This window comes from Sphingobacterium bovistauri (assembly GCF_020295405.1).
Taxonomy (GTDB): domain Bacteria; phylum Bacteroidota; class Bacteroidia; order Sphingobacteriales; family Sphingobacteriaceae; genus Sphingobacterium; species Sphingobacterium bovistauri.
In genome coordinates, this window is record NZ_JADEYP010000001.1 from 55,289 (window position 1) to 68,863 (window position 13,575).

13 protein-coding genes are annotated in these 13,575 nt (G+C 33.9%); 5 read left to right on the plus strand and 8 right to left on the minus strand.

Going from position 1 to position 13,575, the window contains the following annotated elements:
- Positions 1–23 precede the first annotated feature (23 nt).
- The 4 genes from dapA (at position 24) to IPZ78_RS00230 (ending at position 4,228) form a co-directional block, all read left to right on the plus strand.
- On the plus strand, positions 24–905 hold the full coding sequence (gene dapA, locus IPZ78_RS00215; RefSeq protein ID WP_225550876.1) for a 4-hydroxy-tetrahydrodipicolinate synthase: 882 nt from the start codon (positions 24–26) through the stop codon (positions 903–905).
- A gap of 141 nt (positions 906–1,046) precedes the next feature.
- Complete coding sequence (locus tag IPZ78_RS00220; protein ID WP_225550878.1) at positions 1,047–1,457, plus strand: hypothetical protein; 411 nt, start codon at positions 1,047–1,049, stop codon at positions 1,455–1,457.
- Positions 1,458–1,470: 13 nt separating this feature from the next.
- Positions 1,471–2,772, plus strand: a complete 1,302-nt coding sequence (locus tag IPZ78_RS00225) for a type IX secretion system plug protein (RefSeq protein WP_225550880.1) — start codon at positions 1,471–1,473, stop codon at positions 2,770–2,772.
- A 10-nt stretch (positions 2,773–2,782) separates the two neighbouring features.
- Positions 2,783–4,228, plus strand: coding sequence for an amino acid permease (locus tag IPZ78_RS00230; RefSeq protein WP_225550882.1), 1,446 nt, complete (start codon positions 2,783–2,785; stop codon positions 4,226–4,228).
- A 34-nt stretch (positions 4,229–4,262) separates the two neighbouring features.
- Here the strand turns inward: IPZ78_RS00230 and trxB are convergent, their stop codons facing one another.
- The 4 genes from trxB to IPZ78_RS00250 form a co-directional block, all read right to left on the minus strand.
- Positions 4,263–5,222 (minus strand): thioredoxin-disulfide reductase, encoded by a 960-nt coding sequence (gene trxB / locus IPZ78_RS00235; protein ID WP_225550884.1) that lies wholly within the window; start codon positions 5,220–5,222, stop codon positions 4,263–4,265.
- An 18-nt stretch (positions 5,223–5,240) separates the two neighbouring features.
- Positions 5,241–6,173, minus strand: a complete 933-nt coding sequence (locus IPZ78_RS00240; RefSeq protein ID WP_225550886.1) for an exonuclease domain-containing protein — start codon at positions 6,171–6,173, stop codon at positions 5,241–5,243.
- Between the two features lie 150 nt (positions 6,174–6,323).
- Positions 6,324–7,181: an aminotransferase class IV gene (locus IPZ78_RS00245; RefSeq protein ID WP_225550889.1), complete on the minus strand. Its 858-nt coding sequence runs from the start codon at positions 7,179–7,181 to the stop codon at positions 6,324–6,326.
- A 12-nt stretch (positions 7,182–7,193) separates the two neighbouring features.
- On the minus strand, positions 7,194–8,228 hold the full coding sequence (locus IPZ78_RS00250) for an RluA family pseudouridine synthase (RefSeq protein ID WP_225550891.1): 1,035 nt from the start codon (positions 8,226–8,228) through the stop codon (positions 7,194–7,196).
- Positions 8,229–8,350: 122 nt separating this feature from the next.
- Here IPZ78_RS00250 and IPZ78_RS00255 point away from each other — a divergent pair, with 122 nt between their 5' ends.
- On the plus strand, positions 8,351–9,226 hold the full coding sequence (locus IPZ78_RS00255; RefSeq protein ID WP_225550892.1) for a 1-aminocyclopropane-1-carboxylate deaminase/D-cysteine desulfhydrase: 876 nt from the start codon (positions 8,351–8,353) through the stop codon (positions 9,224–9,226).
- Between the two features lie 399 nt (positions 9,227–9,625).
- Here the strand turns inward: IPZ78_RS00255 and IPZ78_RS00260 are convergent, their stop codons facing one another.
- The 4 genes from IPZ78_RS00260 to lepA all read right to left on the minus strand — a co-directional run bounded on the left by IPZ78_RS00260 (position 9,626) and on the right by lepA (position 13,461).
- Positions 9,626–10,075, minus strand: a complete 450-nt coding sequence (locus IPZ78_RS00260) for a GreA/GreB family elongation factor (RefSeq protein ID WP_225550894.1) — start codon at positions 10,073–10,075, stop codon at positions 9,626–9,628.
- Positions 10,076–10,138: 63 nt separating this feature from the next.
- Complete coding sequence (locus IPZ78_RS00265; protein ID WP_225550896.1) at positions 10,139–10,690, minus strand: hypothetical protein; 552 nt, start codon at positions 10,688–10,690, stop codon at positions 10,139–10,141.
- A gap of 65 nt (positions 10,691–10,755) precedes the next feature.
- Complete coding sequence (locus tag IPZ78_RS00270; RefSeq protein WP_225550898.1) at positions 10,756–11,640, minus strand: bifunctional 5,10-methylenetetrahydrofolate dehydrogenase/5,10-methenyltetrahydrofolate cyclohydrolase; 885 nt, start codon at positions 11,638–11,640, stop codon at positions 10,756–10,758.
- A 30-nt stretch (positions 11,641–11,670) separates the two neighbouring features.
- The gene (lepA, locus tag IPZ78_RS00275; protein WP_225550900.1) at positions 11,671–13,461 is read right to left on the minus strand and encodes a translation elongation factor 4; all 1,791 of its coding nucleotides are present in this window, start codon (positions 13,459–13,461) and stop codon (positions 11,671–11,673) included.
- Positions 13,462–13,575: the final 114 nt, after the last annotated feature.

Here is a 13,575-nt window from a genome sequence, read left to right on the forward strand (position 1 = left end):
ATAATAAAAAATTAAACATCAAAATGACTGAGATTCAAGGAGCAGGTGTAGCATTGGTTACTCCATTTAATGCAGACGGAAGTGTAGATTTTGAAACTTTAGGAAAGTTAATTGAGTTTCAAATTAAAGAGGGTATGAATTATTTAGTTTCGTTAGGAACTACAGGTGAGACAGCAACATTAAGCTCTGAGGAAAAAAAGAAGATTTGGAAATTCACTAAAGATAAGGTAAATGGTAGAGTTCCATTAGTTGCTGGTATTGGTGGTAATCATACGCAAGAAATCGTAGAAACTATAAAAAACTTCGATATCGAAGGGTACTGCGCTATCCTTTCAGTTTCACCTTATTATAATAAGCCTACACAGGAAGGTATATACCAACATTATAAAGCAATATCGGAAGCTTCACAACTACCTATAATATTATACAATGTTCCTGGTAGAACTGGCTCAAACATGACAGCTCAAACAACATTACGTTTGGCAAATGATTTTGATAATATAGTTGCTATCAAAGAAGCATCAGGAAATTTTGCACAATTCTCGGAGATTCTTAGGGACAAGCCTGACGATTTTATGTTAATTTCTGGTGATGATCCAGGTACCCTACCTATGATGGCAATGGGTGCAGTCGGTATTATTTCTGTAGTTGGAAATGCCTACCCAAGCTTCGTTAGTACATTAACCAAGCTATGCAGTGAAGGAGCCTTTGTTGAAGCTAGAAATTACCACAATAAACTTTTGTATATAACAGACCTATGCTTCATTGAAGGAAATCCTTGCGGTGTAAAATATATTTTAGAAGAATTAGGTTTTGGAAAAGAATATGTAAGATTGCCATTAGTTTCAATTAGTTTAGCAACAAAGCAGAAAATTAAAGAAGAAATTACTAAATTAGCAATATAATATTCAGGTAAATGTATTATTAGAGGGCTTCATCTATTTAGATGGAGCTTTCTTATTAAGAATATTTTAATAATTTATTGATTTAAGAAACAATAAATATTAAATCTATGTTTTATATTTATATAATTAAATCTGACTATTATGAGTGAATTGTCCACAAATGCAAGTAAAGCAAGTTCTAAAATGAAAACATTCTTTGGTTGGCTATTATTAGTTGTACTCTTAATTTCTGGAGGAATCGTCTATTGGAAATACTATTTTGTATTTGGTGAAGGCGTCAAATCTGGATATTTAAATTATGCCGTCAAAAAAGGAAATTTGTTCAAGACTTATGAAGGTAAATTGATCCAAGAGGGATTTGGCGGTGGCGGCCGAAGTGGAGTTATTACGAGTAATGAATTTATATTTTCTGTGGAAAGCGATTCAGTTTATAATATTTTAGAAAGTAATAGTGGTAAATTTTTCGATTTACATTACAAAGAATATAAAGGCGCACTTCCTTGGCGTGGCAACACCGTTTATGTAGTAGACAGAATTGTTCAAATGAAATAACCAAATACTTTAAATGATTCAATATAAATCATTTATTATTAGCATAGTATTATTATTAATAAATGTATTTTCTTACGCACAAAGTCGTACTAAAGGGAATGGTAATGTTTTACGGACTCCAAAAAGTACCCTTTTATACGATAATTTTGAATATAATAATGCTATAAAATCTGTACGTATAAACTTGAATGATAATGAAGGTTTATTCCCAGTTCTTGAATTAGACAACAGAGATTATCTAACAATATCTTTTGATGATTTAAGGGCTGATATTCGATCATTTTATTATAGTATCGAACACTGTAATGCGGACTGGTCATCAAGTCGTGTTCCTGTTATAGATTATCTTATAGGATATGAGGAAGATAGAATATACACAATACAGTCTTCAGAAAACACAAAAGTTCCCTATACTCATTATACTTTTAAATTTCCAAATGAAAATATGCGGCCAAAGATTGCTGGAAATTATCTTTTGAAAGTATATGAAGATGCGGATAAGTCGAGGTTATTATTTTCAAGAAAGTTGTATGTATTAACCAAAAGTGCAGTTTTGGATATTGAGTTCATACCTTCAATGATGTCAAATCTAAAAGCTGAAAATCAAAAGATTAATATTATAGTTAATTCTTTCAATGATATTGTAAATCCGTCTATGAATTTACATATTCGTGCTTTTCAGAATCAACGAATGGATATGTATCAAAAAGTTAACAGCCCCTCTTCTATTTCATCAAAAAAAATCTGCTATACACTTCCAAATACATTTGAGTTCAAAGGTAATAATGAGTTTAGAATGATAGATCTAAGAAGTACAAGAAATACTTCCGCAAATGTAAAACGAATTTTCATTGACACTATATTTCAAGCTAAATTAGATATTGATGACAATACCTCAGCAACGAAATACTATTTAAAACCTGATGAAAATGGACGTTTTTTTATACGAAATATTGATTTTGAAATGGAAGATATCCAAAGTGATTATATAAATACACAATTTTCACTTAAAGATTCCGCAAATATTAAAGGAGATATCTACCTTGTAGGTGGATTTAATAATTTTAATACAAATTCAAAAAACAAACTAATTTTCAATATAACTGCTAAAGTTTGGGAGACTACCCAATTATTGAAACAAGGCATTTATAACTATGAATATGTGTTGAAAAATAATGATAAAATTATTTCTGACAAATTCTCAGGTTCTCATTATGATACAGAAAATGAATACCAAGTTCTATTATACTATAGAAAACCAGGGACATATTGGGATGAAATAATTGGATTTGTAAATAGTAAAAACACAAAATAAGCTTATTAAAGTGGACGAAAACAAAGAAAAGGGACTAAAAAGAGGATTAAGCAATAGACATATCCAATTGATTGCAATTGGGGGTGCTGTCGGCACAGGTTTATTTTTGGGAATTGGAAAAGCAGCGATATTAGCTGGTCCATCTGTAATTTTAGGCTATGCGATAGCAGGTATTTTTGCATTTTTCATCCTAAGACAATTAGGTGAAATGATTGTGGATGAACCAGTTTCTGGAAGTTTCTCATATTTTGCCAATAAATATTGGGGTCCATTCGCCGGCTATGCATCTGGGTGGAACTATTGGGTTCTATATATTCTTGTAAGTATGGCTGAATTGACCGCTATAGGTATATATATTCAGTTTTGGTGGCCTGAAATACCTTTGTGGGCTTCTAGCCTATTCTTTTTTATTGTTATAAATGCGCTAAACTTGACATCAGTTAAAGTTTATGGAGAAACTGAATTTTGGTTTTCAATTATCAAAGTTTCTGCAATTATAGCTATGATTATTTTTGGATTATATCTATTAATATCGGGCGCTGAGGGTGATCAGGCGACTGTACAAAATTTAGTAAATGATGGTGGTTTTTTTCCTAAAGGATGGTTTGAACAGAATCCAGATGGCAGCTTTCAAGGTTTATTAGCCGCCCTAGTGATTATTATGTTTTCTTTTGGTGGATTAGAATTGGTAGGTATTACTGCTGCCGAAGCAGAAAATCCAGAAAAAAATATCCCTAAAGCTACAAATCAAGTATTGATACGCATTCTTATTTTCTATGTTGGTGCATTATTTATCCTTTTTTCTTTAATGCCTTGGAGAACAATTACTGCGGATACAAGTCCTTTTGTTGCTGTATTTGATATTCTTAACGACAAGAATTTCACTCTTTTTGGCAAAACATATGACTTCATGAGTATCATTGCCAATGTATTAAACATAATCGTATTAACAGCTGCATTATCTGTTTATAACAGTTGTGTTTATAGTAATTCACGCATGCTGTATGGCTTGGCTGAACAAGGAAATGCACCGAAATTTTTAAAGAAATTAAACAAAAATCACGCCCCAGTGGCTGCGTTGATGGTATCAGCTGCTTTTGTAGGTCTTTGTATAATTATCAACAAAATAATGCCAGAGGAAGCACTTGGCATATTAATGTCGTTAGTGGTGTCATCTTTAGTTATTAACTGGATAATGATTGCTTGGACACATTTACATTTCAAAAAACATAAGATAAAGGAGAATAAAACAACTAAATTTCCAAGCTTGTTTTATCCGATTAGTAATTATCTAACTCTTTTATTCCTATTTGGAGTATTGGGAATGATGTGGTTGACAGATTTGAAGATTTCTGTTGAACTGATTCCTGTTTGGTTACTTTTGCTATATATTAGTTATTATCTTATCAAAGCAAAGAAGGAGAAAAAACTTCATAAAAAAGAGCTCGAAAATTAATTTCGAGCTCTTTTTTTATATTATATAATAGTGTTTAGTGATCTTCTTTTCCTGCTAAGTATCTTTCAGCCTCTAAAGCTGCCATACAACCTGTACTCGCTGCCGTAATCGCTTGACGATACACATTATCCTGAACATCACCTGAAGCAAATACACCTGGAATATTAGTAGCAGTCACATTAGGTTGTGTAATCAAGTAACCTGTTTCATCCATATCCAAGATTCCTTTGAATAGTTCTGTATTTGGCTTATGACCGATTGCAACGAAAAATCCAGTTACATCTAAATCAGTAATTGCATTTGTTTGGTTATTCTTGACACGCACACCTGTAACTACTTGACCATCGCCTAAGATTTCTTCTGTCTCTGTATTATATAATATTTCAATATTTTTAGTATTGGTTACGCGATGATACATGGCTTTAGAAGCGCGGAATTCATCACGACGAACCAACATATATACTTTACGACATAATTTTGCCAAGTACGTTGCCTCTTCAGCTGCTGTATCACCAGCTCCAACAATAGCCACATCTTGGCCTTTGAAAAAGAAACCATCACAGACAGCACATGCAGATACACCAAAACCATTGTATTTTTGTTCTGATTCTATACCTAACCATTTTGCAGTAGCACCTGTAGAAATAATTACTGTATCTGCTGAGATAACAGTTTTACCGTCAATTTCTACATAATGGATACCACCGTCTTTTGAAAAATCTACTTTTGTAGCATATCCAAAACGAACTTGTGTGCCGAAGCGCTCTGCTTGGTTTTTCAAATCTTCCATTAATTCAGGTCCAGTAATACCTTTTGGATATCCCGGAAAATTATCTACTTCTGTAGTTTGCGTCAACTGTCCGCCTGGTACAATTCCTGTATATACAACAGGTTTCAAATCAGCACGAGCTGCATATATTGCTGCAGTATAACCTGCAGGTCCAGATCCGATTATCAAACAACTAACATGTTCTGAAACTTGCTCTTTATTCATTATGTATATTTAGATTTATTATTTACCAAATTTATTTTGCAAACTAGCAAGCATATCATTTGTGATAGGCTTGGGATTATCATCTACTTTGGGTTTTGACGACTCTGTTTTTATAGCCTTATCGCCCTGTTGCTTTTGTGCGCTTTTTTCATTTTTGTATTCATTCCAAAGTTTTTGGAGGATACGCTTTGTGTACAATGGAAAATCGCCATTCTGCATCCATGCATAATAACTTGGCTCAGATTCAAAAACATCAGTTAATCTTCTCCCTTTGTGCTTCCCAAAATTAATACATACTTCATCCTGCTCATCATATACAAATCTTCCAGCAAAATCAACAGGTTTTGTTAAATTGGTGAATTTATGTAAAGCTTCTACATCATTAATTACTGGATAGGAAACCTCTCCATGTTTATCAGTAAAACTTTCATTTTCGTATTTTGTCAACTGTTCCTTCAGCACTTCATATGTTGCACGTACATCATCTTCTGCCTGATGCGCATTATCCAAGGATTTACCACAGTAAAATTTATAAGCTGCCTTCAAGGTGCGTTGTTCCATCTGATGGAAAATATTTTGAACATCGACGAAAGAACGACCTTCTAAACTAAAGTCCACTCCTGCTGCCAGAAATTCTTCCATTAACATTGGAACATCAAACTTATTGGAGTTATATCCAGCCAAATCAGCGTCATTTATAAATTCAGCGATTTCTTTTGCCAAATCTCTAAACTTTGGAGCATCCTTGATGTCTTCATCGTAAATCCCATGGAACATTGACGATTCTGCTGGAATAGGCATTTCAGGATTTACTCTTCTTGTATATACCTCTTCCGAATTATCTACATTGACTTTCAATATAGATAATTCAACAATTTTGTCTGTAGCGATATTAACACCTGTAGTTTCTAAATCGAAAAATGCCAACGGGCGTTTTAATTTTAATTCCATGAATAAAAAATTATATTTTCATCTATCAATGATGAAAATAATTAAAGACAAAAATAAGCAAATACCTACTTAGCACGAACAAACTTTCGTCACAACTCTATTATATAAGATATTTTCAACAAAAGAATGACTTTTGCAAAAAAATACTATTTAAACTTCTTTATTATAATTCCAGTTTTGTAATTTTTCTTGCAGTATGCGTGATAATTTATTGAAATAACGCTTCTGCTTATACCCCATTACCCATTGAATGCCTTGAACAGCATTTGTACAAAACAATTCATCCGCCTTTTTCATCACTTCAGGACTGATTTGTGCTTCCACTACTGAAATATCTTCATCAGCAGCCATATCCATTACTACACGGCGCATCACACCATCTATACAACCTTGATTTAGTGCTGGGGTATAAAGTACTTTATCAAAATAAACAAAAATATTGGAAGTCAATGCCTCACATAAAAAACCATCTTGATTTAAAATGAAAACGTCGTCGTAATCAAATTTTTTCTTATAATTTCCTGCTAAAACATAAACCAACGAATTATTGGATTTCAATTCTGATAAATCACTGAAAGGTTTTTTTATTTCAGTATACAAATCAACAATCAAACCTACTTTCTTATCACGTACTTGAATATCAATTTTCTGAATTTCTAATACATATGCTGGCTTATTGCTTAATGGTGAATAAATACCTGCACCGTCACGATATACACCTAAGCGCACGCGTACACGTTGACCAACCATATTATTCTTACGAATTAATTCATCTGTAATTTTTTTTATGAAATACTCGTCAAACATGGTATACTGCTCCAACTGAATTTTTTGCATACTACGCTGCAATCGTTCTACATGAAAATGTAGAAAACGAATTTCTCCACCTTGATACAGCATTGTCTCGAACAATCCATCACCATAGCGAAAACCACGATTATCAACAGCTAATAATTTCGAATCCTCAGGAACTATTGCTCCATTAAAATTAATATAATGTATCGGCATAAAATATCTTAATTAACTATTAATATGCTCAGCGTATGCTCTCCATTTATCTATTGCAAGTTGCATATCTTGTGGCATAGGAACTTCAAAATTCATCCGTTTCTTACTAACTGGATGTACAAAACCTAGTAGACGGGCATGAAGTGCTTGCCTAGGTAGAATAGTAAAACAATTTTCTACGAACTGCCTATATTTATTAAATGCCTGCCCCTTTAAAATTTTATCACCACCATACATCGCATCAGCAAACAATGGATGACCTATTGATTTCATATGTGCGCGTATTTGATGTGTTCGCCCTGTTTCCAATTGACATTCTATTAAAGTAACATAGCCTAAACGTTCTAGCACCTTATAATGTGTAACAGACCATTTTCCCTTTTCTTCATCTTCATACATGGACATGACGCGACGATCTTTTAAATCACGGCCAATATATCCTGATACTGTACCATCTTCAGCAATATCTCCCCATACTAGGGCTATATATCGACGATTAATCGTGTGCTCGAAAAACTGTTTTGCCAAGTAGGTCATTGCCCATTCATTTTTGGCAATAATTACTAGACCAGACGTGTCCTTATCGATTCTATGAACCAAACCAGGACGTCCAGTATTCCCGGCTAAAGTTGGTAATTGATTCAAATGATAAGTTAATGCATTAACTAATGTACCTGTATAATTATTAAATCCTGGATGTACTACCATACCAGCTTCTTTGTTGACTAGTAATACATCATCATCCTCATAAAATATATCTAATGGAATATTCTCTGGATAGACTTCGGTATCGCGAGGTGGATCAGGCAACACCATTGTAACAACATCTAAAGGCTTGATTTTATAACTTGCCTTTATAGGCTTGCTATTTACTAACACTGACCCAGAATCAATTGCATTCTGAATACGGTTACGAGATGTATTTTCAACTCTATTCATCAAGAATTTATCCACACGTATCATAGAAACACCTTTTTCGACTACGATACGAATGTGCTCAAATAATTCTTGCTCTTCTTGTTCGATTAATTCTAAATCTTCGGACATATTACAAAAGTACAGGAAATAAGCCAAAATCTATTAACTTTGAACAGCCCAAAAAGCAAAATCATTGATTATATACGGATTATGTTTTTAGGATGATTTTTAAAATAAAATGAGTGTTTTTCATGCATATTTATAGTCCTGAGCAGAAGATTGAACATCCTCTTTATAGTTTGAAAAATCTAGAGGTTTACCTAAAAAGAGATGATATGATTCATCCATTCATATCAGGTAATAAGTGGCGGAAATTAAAATATAATCTGGAAAGAGCAAAGAGAGAAAATAAATCAATCATAGTAACATTTGGAGGGGCTTGGTCTAACCACTTACTAGCTACAGCCTGCGCTGGTGCTACATATCAATATAAAACTATCTCTTTTGTTAGAGGAGAAGATATATCTAATCCTGTGTTAGACATGTGTAAACTCTTTGGTATGGAATTGAGATTTATTTCTCGCGAAGAGTATAAAGATAAGAATCTCCTATTTGAAAATTTAGAGAACAAAACAGAATGCTTTTTCATTGACGAAGGTGGCGCAAGTTTAGAAGCAACTTATGGTTGTAAAGAACTTATCGATGAATTAACAAATAAATATGATCACATATTTTGTGCAGCTGGAACGGGAACTACAGTTGCTGGGATATCCCAAGGAATTGCCGATAGTGAACTCAAAACGCAATTACATGTTGTTCCTGTTTTGAAAAATGGTGGTTTTATCTTAGATGAAATCGCTAAATACAATGCGCCCACTGATCAAATCACTTTACATCTTGATTATCACTTTGGCGGATATGCAAAAGTAAAACCGGAACTTATAGATTTTATAAAAAACTATATTCAAGCAACAGGAGTTATGATAGAACCTACTTACACAGGCAAGGCTATGTATGCCTTACATGATTTAATTCAAAAAGATGTTTTCGCAGTAGGAAGTAAAATACTTTTTGTTAATACTGGCGGATTAACTGGCTTATTAGGACAGTTGGGTAAATTTGATTAATTTAATAATATGAAAATTAAAGAGAAAGTTGAAAATCCTAATTTAATTAAATCAATAAAGATTTTTAAAATATACACTATATACTTACTCTTATCTATCCTAATAAATCAATGAATTCAGCCGTTTAGAGAGGAGTATTTAATATTAGTTGAGTTGATAACGATTTTTCCGGTTATACTTACATTACTTCTTGCCCCCTTAGGCTTATATTATAGTTGGAAAAGCAACATTAAGAGAGAAGAACCAAGAAAAAAAAGAACAATATTCCTTATGGGACATATGTTCTTTTGCTTTGCTATAATCTTTATGGTTTTAACTATAATTAAAGATTTAATGCTAGCAGATCAATCATAAATAGCAGAAAATCAACCGTTTAAAATATTAAAATAAGATTTTGAATTAATATAGAGCCTTAATCACTTGTTTCGTACCATTAAACTCAAAACTTTCACCAATAGCTTTTCCTAAAAGAATTTTCCCAATAGGTGATGCAGTAGAAATACAAAATACTTTTTGGTCATCTATGATGATCTGACCAATACTAATGGCTAAGAAATAAAAACCTTTATCTGTTTGAACAAGCGAACCCAGACCAGACTTTTGTACATCTAATTTCTGATTTTTGATTCGCGTCAAAATATCCAAATCCTGATTTAAAACTTTTAACTGCTGTTCATAACGATTCAAGTCTTGCTGAATCATTTCACGGCTTGTTTCATATTTATCTCCAGCACTACTCTTTGTATCATCTTGCAAACTTTGGTTTGCATCTTGAATCCCCAAATCGACCTGCACTATCTTCTGATCCACAATTGTAAAGCATGCGCTCAAAATTTTTTCCTTATCCATACCCCAAAAATAAATAAAGCGTCTATCGTTTGATAGACGCTTTAACAAATATTTTTTATTTACTTAGTTTTTTAAAGCTTCTTTCAATTTGTTAGCCTTAGCTTCTGTTTTTTGAGCAGCCTCTTTCGCTGCAGCTTCAGTTTTGTTAGCCGCATCCTTTGCTGCGTCACCTACAGCTTTTGCTCCAGATTCAATTTTATCTCCAGCTTTTTCAGCTGTATTTTCGATAGCTTCACCAGTTTTATTTGCAGCATCTTTTGTGGCATCAACGGCATTATTGAATCCCTCTTCAACTTTTTCACCCGCAGCTTTCACATCAGCTTTTGTTTTATTCCAAGCTGTTTCTGCATCAGCTAAAGTTTTACGTGCAGCTTCTTCGGCCTTTTTATCACCTTTAGCGATTGCAGCATCCAAATCAGCTTTTGCTTTATTATAATTTTCTTCAGCATCATGAGCCGCCTTATGTGCAGCATCATCTAAGTGCTCATGGGCATGGTCTAAATGCTCACCAGCAGTAACCTCGCCATCCGCATTTTTATCTTTCGAAGGAGTATTATTACAAGCCGTAAATATTAACGCGCCTGCCATAACAGCTAATAGTGCAATTTTTTTCATTTTTATTAAGTTTAAAAATTATTAACTGTGACTTAAGCGCAAAATTTATGCCAAATAACGATAAATTATTTACTGTAGATTGTGCCTTTAGCCGCCTCTAATGTATTTTTTAATAATCCTACGATGGTCATAAGCCCTACTCCACCCGGTACAGGTGTAATCCATGATGCTTTTTTAGAAACTTCTTCAAAATCAACATCTCCATACAATTTAAAACCAGATTTTGTTTCTGTAGAATTTTCTCTATTAATACCCACATCGACTACGATTGCACCATCTTTAACCATATCTGCAGTAACAAAATTTTTCTTACCTATAGCAGCCACGATTATATCAGCACGAAGTACTTCAGTTTTTAAATCTGCTGTACGACTATGTGTCAATGTTACTGTACAGTTACCAGGATTACTATTACGAGCCAATAAAATACTCATTGGAGATCCCACAATATTACTACGACCTACCACAACCGCATGCTTACCTGCTGTATCAATACCATAATGTTCCAACATCAACATGATACCATAAGGTGTTGCTGGAATAAAACATGGTAAGTTACGTTGCATACGACCTAAGTTGATCGGATGAAAACCATCAACATCTTTTCTATAATCAATAGCTTCCGTAATCTTATCAGGATCAATATGTTTAGGCAAAGGTAGCTGAACAATTAATCCATCTATATTTTCATCTTTATTGATTTCTTCGATTTTAGCAATTAATTCTTCTTCGGTAATATCAACACCATAACGGATGTTAGTCGATTCAAAACCCACCAGCTCACAATTGCGCATTTTGCTAGCTACGTATGTTTCGCTACCACCGTCATTTCCCACCAAAATAGCAACCAAATGTGGTCGACGTCCAGCAACAGCAGTGAATTCTGATGCGTCTCTTTTAATATCTTCTTTAATCTTAGCGGATACTTCTTTACCGTCTAATAATTTCATGCTTTTATAATTTTTATAGGTTGATTTAATTTAGTCTAATTTCAAAACAGCCATAAACGCCGATTGTGGAATCTCTACGTTACCCACTTGACGCATACGTTTTTTACCCTTTTTCTGTTTCTCCAACAATTTACGCTTACGAGAAATATCACCACCATAACATTTAGCAGTTACATCCTTACGTAATGCTGAAATAGTCTCACGAGCAATGATTTTCGCACCAATAGAAGCTTGGATACGAATTTCAAATTGTTGACGTGGTAAAAGTTCTTTTAATTTTTCACAAATCTTCTTACCAAAATCGTATGCATTACTGCGGTGAATCAATGACGATAATGCATCCACAGGTTCGTCATTCAAACGAATATCCAATTTGACCAAATCCGATTGTCTATAGCCAATTTGGTGGTAATCAAAAGAAGCATATCCTTTAGAAATCGTTTTCAATTTATCATAAAAGTCAAATACAATTTCTCCCATTGGCATTTCAAAAACTAATTCAACACGATCTGATGTTAAGTATGATTGGTTCACTATGGTACCACGTTTTTGGATACAAAGTGACATTACCGGACCAACAAACTCAGCTTTTGTAATAATATTAGCTTTAATATATGGCTCTTCGATTGCATCTAATTTCGATGGATCAGGCAAATCTGAAGGATTGTGAACGATAACTTCCTCTTTATCTTTGGTTAAATAGGCTTTGTAAGATACGTTGGGAACCGTAGTAATTACAGTCATATTGAATTCACGTTCCAAACGCTCTTGGATAATCTCCATGTGAAGCATCCCCAAGAAACCACAACGGAAACCAAATCCCAATGCAGCAGAAGATTCTGGTTCGAAAACCAATGAAGCGTCATTCAATTGCAATCTATGCATGGATTCACGCAATTCTTCGTAATCTTCAGTATCAACAGGATAAATACCCGCAAAAACCATTGGTTTTACCTCTTCGAATCCGTTAATAGCTTCTGTACTTGGACGATCCTTATGTGTAATGGTATCCCCGACTTTTACTTCACGTGCTTCTTTGATACCCGAAATAATATAACCTACATCACCAGTTTTGATAACATCCTTAGCGACTTGATTTAGCTTCAACGTACCGACTTCATCTGCAAAATATTCTTTACCAGTAGCAATAAATTTTACTTTATCGCCTTTACGAATTTCGCCATTCTCCACTTTGAAATAAGCCATGATACCACGGAATGAGTTGAATACCGAGTCAAAAATCAAAGCTTGAAGTGGTGCTTCTGGATCACCAACAGGTGCAGGAACACGCTCTACGATTGCTCTTAAAATATCTGGAATTCCCAAACCAGTTTTACCCGAAGCAGGAATAATATCTTCACGTTTACCTCCTATCAAATCCACGATTTGATCTTTTACCTCTTCTGGCATAGCGCCTGGCAAATCCATTTTATTTAGAATAGGAATGATTTCTAAATCATGCTCCATTGCTAGATACAAGTTGGAAATAGTCTGTGCTTGAATACCTTGTGAAGCATCCACAATCAATAGCGCACCTTCGCACGCCGCGATAGAACGAGATACCTCATACGAGAAATCCACGTGTCCAGGCGTATCAATAAGATTAAATGTATACTTTTCGCCATCTTGGATATAATCCATTTGTATCGCGTGACTTTTGATTGTGATACCACGTTCACGCTCCAAATCCATATTATCCAAAAGTTGCGCTTGCGCTTCTCGTTGTGTGATAGTGTTTGTGTACTCTAATAATCTATCCGCCAAGGTACTTTTACCGTGGTCAATGTGTGCTATAATACAAAAATTACGTATATGCTTCATACAGGTTTTATGCCTTCAAATTAAAAAGCAAATATACTGTATTTATATGAAGAAATACGCAGTAAAATGCATGGTACTGGGAGATTTTTACGACAGTAAAAAAGGGTTATTGAT